The organism is Sphingobium sp. SJ10-10, from assembly GCF_036038995.2.
Classification (GTDB): Bacteria; Pseudomonadota; Alphaproteobacteria; order Sphingomonadales; family Sphingomonadaceae; genus Sphingobium.
In genome coordinates this window covers 1,775,230-1,790,385 of the sequence record NZ_CP158132.1, presented here as the reverse complement: position 1 = coordinate 1,790,385, position 15,156 = coordinate 1,775,230, and the positions used below count along the sequence as shown (strand labels likewise).

Here is a 15,156-nt window from a genome sequence, read left to right as displayed (position 1 = left end):
TCACCCTGAACTTGTTTCAGTATGACGAGGAGAAATATACTGCGGTTCCTTGCTCTTATCATCGGGCCGCGATCGCCTTGGGCTGAGGCAAAGGCGGCGCGCTCGATCCCAAAGTGGCAAGATATTTGATCACCGCCGCCCGATCTTCCGGCTTGCGCAGCCCGGCGAAGCTCATCTTCGTCCCCGGCACGTCCCGCCCCGGCGAGGCGAGGAAGGCGAACAAATTCTCGTAACTCCAATTGCCCTTATGCGCCTGCATGGCGGGCGAATAGGCAAAGCCCCCATGGCTTGCCACTGGCCGCCCGACCACGCCCCACAGGTTCGGCCCGATGCGATTGGGGCCGCCCTGGGTGAAGTCATGACAACTCATGCATAGTTGCACCTTCTGCTTCCCCGCGCCGGCGTCCGCACCGGCGAGCAAGGCGCCCAGATCGGGGGGCGGAGCCACCGTCGCACCGCCGCCACCCACCACCGGCGTCTTGCCCCGCATGTCCCGGTGATAGGCGATCACCCGGCTGCCTTCGCCAGCTTCCGTAAAGCTGGCGGGCCAGTCGCGCTGGATCGAGGCCATGTCGACGCGCGGGGGCATGTCGTCCGTCGGTTTGTAGGCCAGTGCCCCCGGCCTGCTTTGGGTGTAGAGCTTGTCGCTGAACCATCCCAGCCCCAGCAGCGTCACCGCCGCCCCCGCGACGCACAGCCCCACCGCCATCCCGCGCATCCGGCCCATGGCTCAACCCCCTCCGCCCATGAAGATCGCGCGCGTCCAGAAGGCGTAGTTCGCCTCGATCGTCATGATCCGCACCAGTACCAGCAGCACCAGCGGCGGCACCAATATCGCGTAGATCAGCGACAGCCGCTCCCAGGCCATATGCATGAAGATGGACACGATCAGCCCGGCCTTCAGCAACATGAAGATAATGATCAGCATCCAGCGGACGATCCCCTGCACATGCAGATAATCGACCAGATAGGACATGGCGCTCAGCAGGAACAGCAGACCCCACACTTTGAGGTACAGGCTGATCGGATGCTGCTGGCCTTCATGGGCGGCTGACGACGGATTGTCCTGCATGGATTTGCCTCACCACAGATAGAAAAAGGCGAAGATGAACACCCAGACGAGATCGACGAAATGCCAGTAAAGCCCGGCGATCTCGACCGCCGAATAATCGCCCGACTTGTCATAATGGCCCCGCGCCACCTTGGACGCGATGATCAGCAGCAATATGACGCCGCAGGTCACGTGCAGGCCATGGAAGCCGGTGATCATGAAGAAACTGGCGCCGAATTGCGGCGCGCCCATGGGGTTGCCCCAGGGACGGACGCCTTCCTCGAAGATCAGCTTGGTCCATTCGAAGGCCTGCATCCCCACGAAGGTCGCGCCGAACAAAGCGGTCAGGACCATAAGAGCCGCCGTTTTCCGCCGGTCGCGGCGATAGCCGAAATTGACCGCCATCGCCATGGTGCCGCTGGAGCTGATCAGCACGAAGGTCATGATCGCGATCAGGATCAGCGGGATGTCCTGCCCGCCGATATTGAGCGCGAACACTTCCGCCGTATTGGGCCAGGGCAGCACGGCGGACGAGCGCATCGTCATATAGCCGGTCAGGAAGCAGGAGAAGATGAAGGTGTCGCTGAGCAGGAAGATCCACATCATCGCCTTGCCCCAATGGGTATGGCGGAAGACTTCCTGATCGGCGGACCAGTCGGCCGCGATCTCCCGCAGGGCAGGGGCGATGACTTCTTTGTCCGATAGGGTTTGGGCCGATATGCCTTGAACCATGGCGATACATCCTCAAGTCGACAGCAGCAAAGCGACCAGAACCAACCAGATGATCAGCAGAAAATGCCAATAGAAGGCGCATAGGGCGATATTGCGCATGTTCGCCGCCGCCAGCGCGCGCCCGGCGGCAATAAGCCCGCCCATTATGTGGAGGCCATGCAGCGCCGTCAGCAGGTAGAAAAAGGCATTGGCCGGATTGGCGGACAGATAATAGCCCGCCGCCTGATAATGTTTCCACAGCAGCAACTGCCCGGCGAGGAACAGGAATCCCAGCGCGGCCCCCATCATCGCGGCGCGGAGCATCCTTTCCCGTCGCGCCATCTCCCACGCGACGCTGCTCGCCGCCAGCACCAGAGTATTGATCCAGAGCAATGGCGGATCGGGCATCGGCTTCCAGTCGCTGCCATGTCCCATCCCGCCATGCAGGCCCATGCGCATCAGATAGGTCGCCACCAGCAGCGAAAACATCACCATGGCCACGGCGAAATAGGCCAGCATCCCGACCGTCCCCGCAGAGGGGCGATCCCGCTCGACCGGCTGACCCGTTTCCCAGCTTTTCTCGGCAAGGCGCGCAAGGATGCTCATGCGCGTGGCTCCGTCTGGGGGATGAAGTCGCGTTCCGCTCCCGGCACGCTGTAATCATAGGCCCAGCGATAGACGACCGGCAGATGCGGTCCCCAATTGCCATGGGCAGGCGGCGTGTCGGGGGTCAGCCATTCCAGGCTCGCCGCGCCCCAGGGATTGGGATCGGCCTTCGGTCCCCGGAACAGGCTCCAGATCATGTTGAAGAAGAACAGCCCCTGCGCGGCGAACACCACCAGCGCCGCTATGCTGATCCATTCATTGGCCAGGTGCACGGACGGCGGGATGAAGGCGGTCTCGCCCAGCGCATAATAACGGCGCGGCACGCCCAAAATGCCGAGATAATGCATCGGCAGGAAAATCGCATAGACGCCCAGGAAAGTGATCCAGAAATGGAGTTTCCCCAAAGTGTCATTCCACATCCGTCCGAAAATCTTGGGATACCAGTGATAGATGGCGCCGAAGATCACCAGCACCGGCGACACCCCCATCACCATATGGAAATGCGCGACGACGAAGAAAGTGTCGGACAACGGCACGTCGACACTGACATTGCCCAGGAACAGCCCCGACAACCCGCCATGGATGAAGGTGAAGATGAAGGCGATGGCGAACAGCATCGGCACGCGCAGATGGATGTCGCCGCGCCACAGGGTCAGCAGCCAGTTATAGACCTTGATCGCGGTCGGGATGGCGATGATCAGCGTCGATGTGGCGAAGAAGAACCCGAAATAGGGGTTCATGCCGCTCACATACATATGATGCGCCCAGACGAGGAAACTCAATGCCCCGATGATGACGATCGCCCAGACCATCATGCGGTATCCGAAGATATTGCGCCGCGCATGGACGCTGATCAGGTCCGATACGATGCCGAAGGCGGGCAGGGCGACGATATAGACTTCGGGATGGCCGAAGAACCAGAAGAGATGCTGGAAAAGGAGCGGACTCCCGCCTTGCGTGTCGGTGATCGTCCCCATGGACTGCATGGTGGGCATGAAGAAGCTGGTGCCGGCGAAATGGTCGAACAGCATCATGATGGCTGCGACGAACAACGCCGGGAAAGCAAGCAGGCCCATGACGGACGCGGTGAAAATCCCCCACACCGACAGCGGCATCCGCATCAGCGTCATGCCCTTCGTCCGTGCCTGCAACACCGTGGTCACATAGTTGAGGCCGCCCATGGTGAAGGCCGCGACGAAGATGGCGAGGCTCACCAACATCGTCGCGATGCCCCATTGATGCCCCGGCGTCCCCTCGCTGATCGCCTGCGGCGGATAGAGCGTCCAGCCCGCGCCCGTAGGCCCGCCCGGCACGAAGAACCCCGCCACCAGCACGATCACCGACAGCAGATAAAACCAGTAGCTGAGCATATTGACGAAGGGGAACACCATGTCCCGCGCCCCGACCATCAGCGGGATCAGATAATTGCCAAAGCCCCCCAGCAACAGCGCGGTCAGCAGATAGACGACCATGATCATGCCGTGCATCGACACGAATTGCAGATAATTGTCGGGCTGGATCGCCGGAAAGGCGCCGGGAAAGCCCAGTTGCAGCCGCATCAGCGCCGACAGCACCAGCGCCACCAGCCCGATGGAAATGGCGGTCACGCTATATTGGATGGCGATGACCTTGTGATCCTGGCTCCAGACATATTTGGTGACCCAGCTATGCGGATGATGCAGCGGGCGCAGGTCGTCAGCCAAAGTGGTAGCCATCAGCGAATGCTCCAGGAGGCGGGGACGATACAGGCGTTAGCCTTAATGATCAGGATCGACATGGCCGCAGGCGGCGCGTCGGCCAGAATTTGCGCGAAACTCGTCTGCTGGGCCTGCCACGCCGCAAAGGCCTTGGGCGACTCCACGACCACCTTGCCGCGCATCGCATGATGCCCCGTGCCGCACAGTTCGGCGCAGAGAATGTCGAATGTGCCGGTCTTGGTCGGGGTCAGCCAGAAATAGGTGACGATGCCCGGCACCAGGTCCATCTTGGCGCGGAATTCCGGCACATAGAAATCGTGCAGCACATCCTTTGACCGCAGCACGATCTTCACCGGCTTGCCGACGGGCAGATGCAGATCGCCGCTTTCCACCAATATATCGTCACGCCCATAGGGATCGAGCGGGTCGAGTCCCAAGCCATTGTCGGGCGTGATATATTTGACCCCCGCCGCGCCCAGCACTCCATCCGGCCCCGGATAGCGGAAGGACCATTGCCATTGCTGTCCGACCGCTTCGATGACGGTGGCTTCCTTGGGCACGGACACATATTTGCCCCATGCGGCCAGCCCCGGCGCCAGCATTCCGGCAATGCCGATGGCGGTCCAGATCGTCAGCCGCTTTTCGAGCGAACTGTTCTCCGGCTCATAATGCGCCCGATGCCCTGCGCGATGGCGATATTTCACGATCGCCCAGGCCAGGAACAGGTTCAACCCGACAAAAGCCGCAGCGCAAATCCACAGCGTCACGTCGAGCGCGGAATCGATCGATCCCCAATTGGATGCGATGGGGGTGCGCCACCAGGGACTGAACAGGTGAAAGGCAACCGACCCGACCACAAGCATGGCGATGGCTACCGCAACCGGCACAAGCCCTCTCCCCACATAGGACGCTCGCCGCCGTTCCGGCATTTTCGAGTCGTCTCGGTAATGACCGCAGGCACAACCTATAGAAAAAATGTCGATGGGGGAAGCGGTTGAGAGAAGGGGGGACGTGGCGGGCCGCTTTGTGGATATGGGGCGGGCACAATTGGCAGGGGCGGACCCTGATAATCCCGATAATATCGTCATCCCAGAGAAAGCTGGGTTCTCGTGAGGTCAAGCTGTGCGCTATCGCCTGATATCCCAGCTTTCGCCGGGATGACGGAAATGAGATCAACTCACCATCCATTTCTCTTCGCGAGATCGAACCTTCACATGCAGTAAGCTGGAATCCCCTGCTGCAATATCACTTTTGGCTATTTTTCATTTTACTTGAAAAATTCCCAAATATATTCAAATATCTTCTTCGATATCGAGTTGTCATAATAAATAATACTGATATATCTAAAGTTATATACTTTAAAGTATAGCTAATTTATGTTAGATAATAATATTTCATTAACCCACAATATTTAAAATCCCGCTTGTGATCCGGGCTGTTGCCCTGCGCGCAGGAAGGGAATGGAAATGTTCGGCAGATCGATCGGGCGTTTGCTGCGGGACAGGACGGGCAATGTCCTGATGATGGCGGCTGCCTCCATGCCCATATTGATCGGCGCGGCGGGCCTGGCGACCGACACTGTGCAATGGACCCTGTGGAAGCGGCAGGTTCAGCGTCAGGCGGATAGCGCCGCGCTTGCCGGAGCCTATGCGGTGGCGCAGGGTTTCAACGCTTCGGACAGCGCGACCTCCGACATTAGCCGTTTGTCGCTGATCACCCTGTCGCAGACGCCGACGATCGAAAACGCGCCCACGGCGGGTTCCTATGCCGGTAATAGCAAGGCAGTGCGGGTGGTGCTGCAAACCTCGGCGGAACTGCCCTTTTCGAAGATATTGGGTGTGAGGGCGCCAGTCATCTATGGCGAAGCGACTGCCGCCGTGGTGGGCAGCGGCGATTATTGCGTGGTCACGCTCGAAAAATCGAGTGCGGTCGGCATCACGCTCCAGGGCAATGCCACGGTCAATCTGGGCTGCGGCATGGCCACCAATTCGCGCGCGTCGAACGCCGTCACGGCAGGCGGCAGCAGCACGGTGACGGCCACCCCGGTCGCGGCGGTGGGTGGGCTGTCGTCCAGTTCCAACTATGTCTCGCCGACCACGTTGCTGCCCTACAGCATACCGGTGCAGGATCCCTATGCGTCGTTGCCGACGCCCACCGCGTCGGATTTGTCAGGCTGCAATGGCAATGCCAATGTTCAGCCCAACAACAGCAAGTCCATAACGCCAGGTTGCTTCAAGAATTTCGATATCAAGGGCACGCTCAACATGGCGCCCGGCACCTATTTCATCGACAGCACGACCTTCGACATCGGGTCGCAGGCGGTGGTCAACGGCACCGACGTCACCATCATCCTGACCAGCGGCAACGCGACCAACAACCCCGGTTCCATCTCCACCGTCAACATCAATGGCGGCGCAACGCTTAATCTGACGGCGCCGACGGACACCACCAACCCCTATCACGGCGTCCTCTTCTACCAGGACCGGCGGGCGCTGGATTCGGGAAGCAACAAGATCAACGGCAACGCGAGTTCCGTCCTGCAAGGCGCCTTCTATTTTCCAGGCCAGGCGATGGAATTCAGCGGCACGTCGGGCATGACCACCACCTGCGTGAAGATGGTCAGCAAGCGCGTCACCTTCATCGGCAACAGCAATATCGTCAATCAATGCGACAATAAGGGCGTCGATAAAATCGTCGCGACGCTGGTGAGGCTGGTGGGATGATGAAGCGGCTTTTCGCTGATCCAACCGGCAACAGCACGGTCGAACTGGCGATTATCATGCCTGTTCTTGTGTTGCTGACCTTCATGGCGGGGGATGTCGCCATGGCGTTCAAGGCGAAGATCACGCTCCAGCGTGCGGCCGAGCGTGCGGCGCAGATGGCGACTGCGGGCGGATACAGCACCACATCCTCCAACAATTATAGCAATTTGAAGGCGGATGCCGCTTCAGCCGCCGGTGTTTCGACGAATAACGTCACCGTCACACCCACGCTGGTTTGCGACAGTACGGCGCAAACCACGCCTGATTACTGCACCGCGACCCAGCAGATGAAGCGCTATGTCGCGATCACTATTTCAGGAACCTATACGCCTATGTTCGCCAAACTCATGCCCGGCAGCAGCAAATGGTCGTCTCAGGGGATCGCGCTCACCGGCTCATCCTCGGTGCGCCTGCAATGATGCGCCTGATACGCGATCAGCGCGGTGCGGCGGCGATCGAATTCGTCCTTGCCGTGCCGCCTTTCATCATGCTGTTGATGGGCGCGCTCCAGCTCGGCATCATCGCCTGCGCGCGCACCGGCCTGCAACATGCGGTGGATGAAGGTGCGCGCTATGCCAGCATCTATCCCACGCCTTCCGACACCGACATCATCGCCAAGGTGAAGAGCCGCGAATTCGGCCTGGATTCGGCTTATACCAACGATCCGACTATCGTAACCGGGACCCAATATGGCGTTCCCTATAAGGAAATCACCATGACCTATTCCCGGCCGCTGAATTTCATCGTATACCAGACGCCGTCACTGTCGATCAGCTATACCCGCCGATCCTATTAACGGCTCAACTGGCCTCACTTACCGGACGGGCTGTCGCAGCGCCCTTCTGCTGGGCAAGGCGACTCTGCAGGGGGAGCCGTCCCGCACCCCCAGTACAGATTGTCCGCCAAATCGATGAAACTGCCGCGCTTCTTTTCCTCGTCCGCCTGCGACATGGCCATCGATCTGGGCACCGTCAACACGGTCATCTATGTGCGTGATCGCGGCATCGTGCTCAACGAACCCTCGGTCATCGCGATCGAGACGCGGGACGGCATCCGCAAGGTCAAGGTCGTCGGCAACCAGGCCAAGCTGATGATGGGCAAGACGCCCAATGGCATCCAGGCGATCCGCCCTCTACGCGACGGCGTGATCGCGGACATCGATGTGGCCGAACAGATGATCAAGCATTTCATCGACAAGGCGCTGAACGGCGCCAACCGCTTCGGCCGCCGTCATGAGGTGGTGATCTGCGTGCCCACGGGCTCCACCATGGTGGAACGCCGCGCACTGCGCGATGCCGCGTCGAACGCCGGCGCCTACAGGGTCCAGCTTATCGAGGAACCCATGGCCGCGGCGATCGGCGCGGGCCTGCCCGTCACCGAACCGCGCGGCGCGATGGTGGTCGACATCGGCGGCGGCACGACGGAGGTGGCGGTCCTCTCCCTGCGCGGCATCGCCTACAGCAATTCGGCCCGCGTCGGCGGCGACCGGCTGGACGAAGCCATCGCCTCCCACATCCGCCGTACCCACAATCTCATGATCGGTGAGGCTACGTCGGAACGCGTGAAGTGCGAGCTGGGCGCGGCGACCCCCCCTCAGGACGAAGGCCGCCGCATGATCGTGAAGGGCCGGGATCTGGTCAATGGCCGCCCGGCGGAAATGACGATCAGCGAGGCGGAGATCGTCGACGCTCTCTCCGAGCCGGTCGGCCAGATCAAGATGGCGGTGATGACCGCGCTGGAACAGACCGCGCCGGAACTGTCGGCCGATATCATCGAGGAAGGGATTACCCTGACCGGAGGCGGCGCGCTGCTCCAGCGCCTTGACGAAGCGCTGTCCGAAGCGACGGGCCTGCCGGTCACGGTCGCGGACAATCCGCTGATATGCGTGGCGATGGGCGCGGGCAGGGCACTGGAAGACCGCGCTTACGATGGCGTTTTGACGATTTCCTGACAGCCGCCTGCCAATGGGTGAACGGCAGGCGTGGGTGGAGCGAGCTGTCCTTTCCTTGAAGGATAGCGTGCTCCTGCCTTCTCAGGAGCACGGCGCGTTTAACGGGCGGCAATCGGCCAAAGCGGAACATCGCTTCGGCCCGCTTCCGCCGCTTACCCCCCCCGCCCATAGGCAACCACGGTCTCGACTTCCGCCTTGTCGCCCAGCACCACGCCGACTCGCTGGTGCAGCCCGGTCGGCTTCACGTCCATGATCCGCGCATAGCCGTTGCTGGCCGCGCCCCCGGCCTGCTCGACCAGGAAGGACATGGGGTTCGCCTCATACATCAACCGCAGCCGCGCCTTGTCGGCATAGCGATGATCCGCCGGATAGAGGAAAATCCCGCCGCGTTTCAGGATGCGATGCACGTCCGCCACCATCGAAGCGGTCCAGCGCATGTTGTAATCCTTGCCCAGCGGCCCCTCGGTCCCTTGAATCCGCTCCTCGACATAGCGGGCGATGCCCGGCGACCATTGCCGCCGCCGCGCCATGTTGATGGCGAATTCGGCATTGCCCTGCGGCATCTGCATCGGTCCGTCGGTCATCCGCCACGATCCGATTTCCCGGTCCAGCGTGAATTCATAGACCCCCGTGCCGATGGTCAACACCAGCAGCGTCTGCGGCCCGTAAATGGCATAGCCCGCCGCGACCTGTTGCGTGCCCGGCTGGAGGAAATCCTGCTCCGTCACCTCGCGGCCCGAACATTCCTCCGGCGCCTTCAGCACGGAGAAGATCGTGCCGACGCTCAGGTCCACATCGATATTGCTCGACCCGTCGATCGGATCGAACAGCAGCAGATATTCGCCCTTGGGATAGCGATTGGGGATGCGATGGATCGTCTCCATCTCCTCCGAAGCCATGGCGGCCAGATGTCCACCCCATTCATTGGCATCCAGCAGCAGTTCATTGGCGATCACGTCCAGCTTCTTCTGAACCTCGCCCTGCACATTCTCGCTGTCCAGGCTGCCCAGCACCTCGCCCAGCGCGCCCTTTGACACGCTATGGCAGATCGTCTTGCACGCGCGCGCGACGGTTTCGATCAGCAGGCGCAACTCGGATGGCAGGGCATTGGCCTGTCGCTGCTGCTCGATCAGGAAGCGGGTGAGGGTGATGGACATAGGCGGCTTACTCGCTCAAGAAATATGGCGAGCGGTTGCGCGCCATGCATGGAATCGAGCTATGCCGTAGCGGTCGGACGGGCATTGGAAAAGCGCCAATTCATGAAGCGGACGTCATGAAATCGGCTTTGGGGGACGACCCGTTCACCCATCGGGACTGGCCGCGAAGCGCGGCCAGTCGCCGCGTCTGATTATAGCGCCCTGGCGGCGGTGATGATGATCTCCACCTTATAGTCGGGGCTGGCGAGCTTCGCTTCGCCGGTCGCACGGGCAGGCGCCTCGGCGTCCGCTATCCAGCCATCCCAAACCGCGTTCATTTCGGCAAAATCATTCATGTCGGCCAGCCAGATCTGCGCCATCAGCATATGGTTCTTGCTGCTGCCGGTGCGCTCCAGCAGGGCGTCGATCTCGGCCAGCACGGCCTTGGTTTGGGCGGTCACGCTCTCCCCCGGCGCGCCGATCTGCCCGGCCAGATAGATGGTGTCGCCATGGATGACGGCCTCGCTCATGCGCGGGCCACGGTCGATGCGGGTGATTGTCATGCGGAACGCTCCTTTAGGTTATGAATAGCGGCTGATGGCGAGATCGGCGGTTTCGATGGCGGGCTTCCGCCCGCCGATGATGTCCGCGATCACATGCCCCGATCCGCAGGCCATGGTCCACCCCAATGTGCCATGCCCGGTGTTGAGGAAGAGGTTCGGGATTTTCGTCGGCCCGATCACCGGGGTACTGTCCGGCGTCATTGGCCGCAGCCCGGACCAGAAGCTCGCCCGACCCAGATCGCCCGCGCCCGGAAACAGCGAACCCACCGAATATTCCAGCGTATCCCGCCGCGCCTTGGGCAGTCCCTTGGAATAGCCGGAAAGTTCCGCCATCCCGCCGACCCGGATGCGGTCGCCAAGCCGCGTGATCGCCACCTTGTAGCTTTCGTCGAGCAGCGTCGACACCGGCGCCCGCTCTTCCTCTACGATCGGCACGGTGATGGAATAGCCCTTCACCGGATAGACTGGCAGCCTGATCCCCAGCGGCGCCAGCAGCAGCGGCGAATAGCTGCCCATCGCCACCAGCCAGGCGTCCGCATAGACATGCCCCTTGTCGGTCTCGACATGGCTGACCTTGCCATCCTTCGTGGCGATCCGCCCGATGGTGCGTCCGTTGAGGAAGGTCACGCCCTTGGCCTTCGCCATCTCCGCCAAGGCATTGGTGAACTTGAAGCAATCCCCGGTCTCGTCATTGGGCAGCCGCAAGCCGCCCGCCAGAGGCACCCCGCTGCCGGCCAGCCCCGGCTCGGCCGCGATGCAGCCCGCCGCATCCAGCACTTCGAAGGGCACGCCGTCCGCCTTCAGCACCGCAATATCCTTGGCGATGCCGTCAAGTTGCTTCTGCTCGCGAAACAACTGCAACGTGCCCTGCGATCGCTCGTCATAGGCGACGCCCGTTTCCCGCCGCAGATCGATCAGCCGGTCGCGGCTAAACTCCGCCAGCCGCACCATCCGGCTTTTGTTGATGGCGTAGGAGCGCTCATTGCAATTGCCCAGCATTGCCACCATCCAGCGCAGCATCGCCATGTCCATCTGCGGCCGCAAAATCAGCGGCGCATGTTTCATGAACAGCCAGCGCAATGCCTTCATCGGTATCCCCGGCGCCGCCCAGGGCGAGGCATAGCCTGGCGAAATCTCCCCCGCATTGGCGAAGCTGGTTTCCAGCGCGGGGCCGTCCTGCCGGTCGATGACCGTCACTTCATGCCCCGCCTGCGCGAGATACCAGGCGGAGGCGACGCCGATCACGCCGCTGCCGAGAATGGCGACCTTCATGCTGTCATGCTCCGTCTGTGCCGGATCGCCGCCGTCCTTTGAATGTCGCGGCGATAGCGATGTCCGAGTTGGGTCAGGATTTCATAGGAAATGGTGCCGGCGTCGGCGGCGACCTGATCCACCGTCTGATGGGGGCCGAGCAATTCCACTGGGGCGCCGGGATAGAGAAACATGTCCGGCACATCGGTCACGTCCAGCGTGATGCTGTCCATCGATACCCGCCCCACGATCGGCGCGCGATGGCCCGCGATGAAGGCGGAACCGCTGTTGCTGAGATGGCGCGGCCAGCCGTCGGCATAGCCGACCGCTATGGTCGCGATCTGCGTGGGCCGCTTGCAGCGGTGGGCTACGCCATAGCCGACGGCCGCGCCCGTGGGGACGTTCCGCAACTGGATGATCCGCGCCTCCAGCGCGACCACCGGCCGCATGAGGTGGAGTCCTTCTTGCGGTGCCCCGCCATAAAGGGCGATCCCGGCACGGACGATATCGAAATGCCGGCCTTTCAGGAAACTGCCGCCGCTATTGGCCAGCGAACGCGGCACGCCGGGGAAATGCTGGCTCAACGCCTCGAAATTCGCGCTTTGCGTGGCGTTGGAGGCGGCATCGGGATGATCCGCGCAGGCCAGATGACTCATCAGCAGCCGGAGGTCGACGCCCTCCAGCCGCTCAGGCTCTGCGGCGAGGATGGCGACCTCTTCGGGGGGCAGGCCGAGCCGCGACATGCCGCTGTCGACTTGCAACGCTGCGGGCAGGCTCTGCCCCCGTTCCCGCGCCAACATTGCCCAGCGCCCGAGTTGATCGAGCGAGTTCAGGACTGGAATCGCTCCGATGGCCGCGCAATCCCGCTCGGCGCCGGGTTGCAGGCCGTTGAGGATGAACAGTGAGATTTCTTGCCCAAGCACGGGTTTGAGCGCCACCGCTTCGCTGAGATGCGCGACGAAGAAATGGCGGCATCCCGCATCCATCAACGTTTCGGCAACGATGTCCGCGCCCAGGCCATAGCCATCCGCCTTGACCACGCCGGCAACGGTTGCAGGCGCGACTTGCCGCTGAATGATCCGGTAATTTTCGGCCAACGCGTCCAGATCGATGCGAAGCACGGCCCCGGCGGTATCAACAGGCTGCATGACGCCCCCTTTCGGGAGGAGAGTATCGCGCCGCTTGATGAAAATGCTCTCAAATGATCGCAGAATCGTCTAAGAAAGAGGAGTTATTGAATGATCCATCACAGGAAATGCAACAAATGGCAGAATCGCTCGACGCTGTGGACCGCTCGATCATCCGGCTGCTGCGGCTTAACGCCCGCCGCCCCAATTCGGAGATCGCGGCGGAAATCGGCCTGTCGCCTTCGGCCTGTCACCGGCGTATCCGGCTGCTGGAGGATGCGGGCGTCATCCGGGGCTATACGATCGTGACCGCGCCCTTGGAAAAGGAAGGGCGGGCGGTCGACGTTCTGGTGCAGGTGACTCTCGACCGGCAGACGGAGGATTATCTTGCCCGTTTCGAACATGCCGTGCGTCAATGCCCGGAAATTCGGGAATGTTTCCTGATGACCGGAGGGGTCGATTATTGGCTGCGTGTCGAGACTGAAAGCGTGGCCGCCTATGAAGCGATCCACAGCGAAATCCTCTCCCGCATGCCCGGCGTCACCCGCATCAACAGCAGCATCGCCATGCGCGATGCGCTGCGTCCGCGCAAAGCGGGGCGGCGCTAAATCCGCTTCGCGATCGCGCCCGCCGCCCAGCCCATGCCGACCGCCAGCATCATCGCGACCAGCCCATAGACGAACGGCCATTGCTCGGCCGCGACGGCCATGAAGCGCTCGAAACCGGACTTGCGGATGGTGATGTCGCGCACGGCCGCCGCCACCACGCGGCCGTCCTGCACCAGAAAAGTCTCGGCCGTATAATCGCCTACGATCACCCGCGCCGATAAGGGCAGACGCGCCCGGTAGAGCACGCCGTCGGTGATCTCCACCGTGCCCTGCTGCTCGACATAAAGGCCGGCCCGCTCGCGCAAATCGATCAGCCCCTTCTGGAATCGGTCCAATTCCGCGCTGTCGTTGAGCGAAGAGGGGGAAAGCTGGAGCTTGTCCACGCCCATTTCATAGATCGCCGCCGTTCGTTCATCGACCACCTTGTTGATCGGCCGGGAGGAAGCGATGGCATAGAAGCTGGGAGCCGATCGGAAGCGCGTGCTGTCGGCATTGACCCAGATGCCCGCGACCTTCTGTTTCTCGCGCATGGTGATGGACTGGTCCGGGCCTTTCAGCACGACCATGATGTCGGCGGGTTTCTTCGGCCGCCGTCCGTCGGGATAGACGATCGCCCCGAACAGCAGCAGGTCGGCGCCGGTGAAGCTGTACTGGATCTCGACGTCGCGCTGCGACACGTCCGGCACCAGCATCGGTTCGTCCGCCGAGCAAAGCAGCAGCAGGGCAGGGGGCAGGGCCAGAAGCGCGCGCCGCTTCACCGGACCTCAACCGTGTATATTTCGTCCGGCCGGAATCCCAGACCCAGCGCCATGCGCGCCGCCACCAGCAGCACGATGGCGGCGAGGAGAATGCGCAGATATTCCGGACGGATCGTCATCGAAATGCGTGTTCCCACCTGCGCGCCGGTCACGCTGCCGATCAGCAGCAGCAGCGCCAGCACCAGATCGACCGCATGGGTCGTCATGGCGTGCATCATCGTCGTCGCCATGGTCACGAACAATATCTGGAACAGCGACGTGCCGACCACCGACTGGGTCGTCATGCCCAGTAGATACAGCATCGCCGGAACCAGGATGAACCCACCACCCACGCCCAGCAACATGGTGAGGATGCCCGTCGCCATGCCCAGCAGCAGCGGCGCCAGCGGTGAGATATAAAGGCCCGATCGGTAGAAGCGCCACCGCATCGGCATGGCGGCGACCAGTGGGTGATGCCGCCGTTTGCGCGCCTGGACCTTCCTGCCGGTTTTGAGCGCGATCAGCGCCTGGATGGATTCCTTCGCCATCAGCGATCCGATGCCGCCCAGCATCAGCACGTAGAGAATGCCGATCACCGTGTCGATCTGACCGACGGCTTGCAGCAGCCGGAAGATGAGCACGCCAAGGCCCGCCCCCACCACACCGCCCGCGATCAGTACGCCGCCCATGCGGAAATCGACCGTGCCGCGCGACATATGCGTGAACACGCCGGAAACGCTGGCGCCCGTGACCTGGCTCGCGGCGGAGGCTGCCGCGACGGTCGGCGGAATGCCGTAGAAGATCAGCAAAGGCGTGGTCAGGAACCCGCCGCCGACCCCGAACATGCCTGACAGCAGGCCCACCACGCCGCCCAGGGCAATGATGACCAGCGCATTCACCGACAGGTTGGCGATGGGCAGATAGAGATCCATGCGGTTCTTGGGTTAAGCCCAATA

The 15,156-nt window shown here is 62.0% G+C and carries 17 protein-coding genes; 5 read left to right on the top strand and 12 right to left on the bottom strand.

What is annotated here, in order from left to right:
- Positions 1-58 precede the first annotated feature (58 nt).
- From VVT58_RS08635 to VVT58_RS08610, 6 genes are read right to left on the bottom strand one after another with little or no spacing between them, the layout of a single operon-like run.
- Positions 59-727 (bottom strand): cytochrome c family protein, encoded by a 669-nt coding sequence (locus VVT58_RS08635; protein ID WP_327753367.1) that lies wholly within the window; start codon positions 725-727, stop codon positions 59-61.
- A 3-nt stretch (positions 728-730) separates the two neighbouring features.
- Positions 731-1,072 carry a cytochrome C oxidase subunit IV family protein gene (locus VVT58_RS08630; RefSeq protein WP_327753368.1) on the bottom strand — a complete coding sequence of 114 codons (342 nt, stop codon included), beginning with the start codon at positions 1,070-1,072 and terminating at the stop codon, positions 731-733.
- Positions 1,073-1,081: 9 nt separating this feature from the next.
- Positions 1,082-1,783 (bottom strand): heme-copper oxidase subunit III family protein, encoded by a 702-nt coding sequence (locus tag VVT58_RS08625; RefSeq protein WP_327753369.1) that lies wholly within the window; start codon positions 1,781-1,783, stop codon positions 1,082-1,084.
- A gap of 12 nt (positions 1,784-1,795) precedes the next feature.
- Positions 1,796-2,368: a cytochrome c oxidase subunit 3 gene (locus VVT58_RS08620; protein ID WP_327753370.1), complete on the bottom strand. Its 573-nt coding sequence runs from the start codon at positions 2,366-2,368 to the stop codon at positions 1,796-1,798.
- On the bottom strand, positions 2,365-4,083 hold the full coding sequence (locus VVT58_RS08615) for a cbb3-type cytochrome c oxidase subunit I (RefSeq protein WP_327753371.1): 1,719 nt from the start codon (positions 4,081-4,083) through the stop codon (positions 2,365-2,367). Before VVT58_RS08615 ends, VVT58_RS08620 begins: the two co-directional genes overlap by 4 nt.
- Positions 4,083-4,952 (bottom strand): cytochrome c oxidase subunit II, encoded by an 870-nt coding sequence (locus VVT58_RS08610; protein ID WP_066561463.1) that lies wholly within the window; start codon positions 4,950-4,952, stop codon positions 4,083-4,085. Before VVT58_RS08610 ends, VVT58_RS08615 begins: the two co-directional genes overlap by 1 nt.
- Positions 4,953-5,531: 579 nt before the next feature.
- Here VVT58_RS08610 and VVT58_RS08605 point away from each other — a divergent pair.
- The 4 genes from VVT58_RS08605 to VVT58_RS08590 all read left to right on the top strand — a co-directional run bounded on the left by VVT58_RS08605 (position 5,532) and on the right by VVT58_RS08590 (position 8,778).
- Positions 5,532-6,788, top strand: coding sequence for a pilus assembly protein TadG-related protein (locus VVT58_RS08605; protein WP_327753373.1), 1,257 nt, complete (start codon positions 5,532-5,534; stop codon positions 6,786-6,788).
- A complete protein-coding gene (locus VVT58_RS08600; RefSeq protein WP_327753375.1) occupies positions 6,785-7,246 on the top strand; it encodes a TadE/TadG family type IV pilus assembly protein in 462 nt (153 codons plus the stop codon). Before VVT58_RS08605 ends, VVT58_RS08600 begins: the two co-directional genes overlap by 4 nt.
- Positions 7,243-7,623 (top strand): TadE/TadG family type IV pilus assembly protein, encoded by a 381-nt coding sequence (locus VVT58_RS08595; protein ID WP_327753376.1) that lies wholly within the window; start codon positions 7,243-7,245, stop codon positions 7,621-7,623. Before VVT58_RS08600 ends, VVT58_RS08595 begins: the two co-directional genes overlap by 4 nt.
- A 114-nt stretch (positions 7,624-7,737) precedes the next feature.
- A complete protein-coding gene (locus tag VVT58_RS08590; protein ID WP_327753377.1) occupies positions 7,738-8,778 on the top strand; it encodes a rod shape-determining protein in 1,041 nt (346 codons plus the stop codon).
- 152 nt (positions 8,779-8,930) lie between these two features.
- Here the strand turns inward: VVT58_RS08590 and VVT58_RS08585 are convergent, their stop codons facing one another.
- The 4 genes from VVT58_RS08585 to alr form a co-directional block, all read right to left on the bottom strand.
- Positions 8,931-9,935, bottom strand: a complete 1,005-nt coding sequence (locus tag VVT58_RS08585; RefSeq protein WP_327753378.1) for a class 1 fructose-bisphosphatase — start codon at positions 9,933-9,935, stop codon at positions 8,931-8,933.
- A gap of 191 nt (positions 9,936-10,126) precedes the next feature.
- The gene (locus VVT58_RS08580) at positions 10,127-10,477 is read right to left on the bottom strand and encodes a RidA family protein (protein WP_066555528.1); all 351 of its coding nucleotides are present in this window, start codon (positions 10,475-10,477) and stop codon (positions 10,127-10,129) included.
- 18 nt (positions 10,478-10,495) lie between these two features.
- The gene (locus tag VVT58_RS08575) at positions 10,496-11,749 is read right to left on the bottom strand and encodes a D-amino acid dehydrogenase (protein WP_327753379.1); all 1,254 of its coding nucleotides are present in this window, start codon (positions 11,747-11,749) and stop codon (positions 10,496-10,498) included.
- Entirely contained in the window at positions 11,746-12,876 is a 1,131-nt protein-coding gene (gene alr, locus VVT58_RS08570; protein WP_327753380.1) for an alanine racemase, read from the bottom strand. Before alr ends, VVT58_RS08575 begins: the two co-directional genes overlap by 4 nt.
- Positions 12,877-12,992: 116 nt before the next feature.
- Between alr and VVT58_RS08565 the strand changes: the two genes are divergently transcribed.
- Complete coding sequence (locus VVT58_RS08565) at positions 12,993-13,463, top strand: Lrp/AsnC family transcriptional regulator (protein ID WP_327753381.1); 471 nt, start codon at positions 12,993-12,995, stop codon at positions 13,461-13,463.
- On the opposite strand, the gene VVT58_RS08560 is transcribed toward VVT58_RS08565, so the two are convergent.
- Positions 13,460-14,221, bottom strand: a complete 762-nt coding sequence (locus tag VVT58_RS08560) for a TIGR02186 family protein (protein WP_327753382.1) — start codon at positions 14,219-14,221, stop codon at positions 13,460-13,462. The two genes, VVT58_RS08565 and VVT58_RS08560, sit on opposite strands and share 4 nt — an antisense overlap.
- On the bottom strand, positions 14,218-15,132 hold the full coding sequence (locus tag VVT58_RS08555) for a sulfite exporter TauE/SafE family protein (protein ID WP_327753383.1): 915 nt from the start codon (positions 15,130-15,132) through the stop codon (positions 14,218-14,220). The genes VVT58_RS08560 and VVT58_RS08555 overlap by 4 nt, the downstream gene beginning before the upstream one ends.
- Between the last annotated feature and the right edge of the window lie 24 nt (positions 15,133-15,156).

Coding starts and splice junctions, on each gene's coding strand:
- VVT58_RS08590 (WP_327753377.1), top strand. CDS start 7,738: ATGAAACTGCCGCGCTTCTTTTCCTCGTCCGCCTGCGACATGGCCATC.
- VVT58_RS08635 (WP_327753367.1), bottom strand. CDS start 727: ATGGGCCGGATGCGCGGGATGGCGGTGGGGCTGTGCGTCGCGGGGGCG.
- VVT58_RS08605 (WP_327753373.1), top strand. CDS start 5,532: ATGTTCGGCAGATCGATCGGGCGTTTGCTGCGGGACAGGACGGGCAAT.
- VVT58_RS08625 (WP_327753369.1), bottom strand. CDS start 1,783: ATGGTTCAAGGCATATCGGCCCAAACCCTATCGGACAAAGAAGTCATC.
- VVT58_RS08580 (WP_066555528.1), bottom strand. CDS start 10,477: ATGACAATCACCCGCATCGACCGTGGCCCGCGCATGAGCGAGGCCGTC.
- VVT58_RS08585 (WP_327753378.1), bottom strand. CDS start 9,935: ATGTCCATCACCCTCACCCGCTTCCTGATCGAGCAGCAGCGACAGGCC.
- VVT58_RS08620 (WP_327753370.1), bottom strand. CDS start 2,368: ATGAGCATCCTTGCGCGCCTTGCCGAGAAAAGCTGGGAAACGGGTCAG.
- VVT58_RS08615 (WP_327753371.1), bottom strand. CDS start 4,083: ATGGCTACCACTTTGGCTGACGACCTGCGCCCGCTGCATCATCCGCAT.
- VVT58_RS08565 (WP_327753381.1), top strand. CDS start 12,993: ATGGCAGAATCGCTCGACGCTGTGGACCGCTCGATCATCCGGCTGCTG.
- VVT58_RS08630 (WP_327753368.1), bottom strand. CDS start 1,072: ATGCAGGACAATCCGTCGTCAGCCGCCCATGAAGGCCAGCAGCATCCG.
- alr (WP_327753380.1), bottom strand. CDS start 12,876: ATGCAGCCTGTTGATACCGCCGGGGCCGTGCTTCGCATCGATCTGGAC.
- VVT58_RS08595 (WP_327753376.1), top strand. CDS start 7,243: ATGATGCGCCTGATACGCGATCAGCGCGGTGCGGCGGCGATCGAATTC.
- VVT58_RS08600 (WP_327753375.1), top strand. CDS start 6,785: ATGATGAAGCGGCTTTTCGCTGATCCAACCGGCAACAGCACGGTCGAA.
- VVT58_RS08555 (WP_327753383.1), bottom strand. CDS start 15,132: ATGGATCTCTATCTGCCCATCGCCAACCTGTCGGTGAATGCGCTGGTC.
- VVT58_RS08575 (WP_327753379.1), bottom strand. CDS start 11,749: ATGAAGGTCGCCATTCTCGGCAGCGGCGTGATCGGCGTCGCCTCCGCC.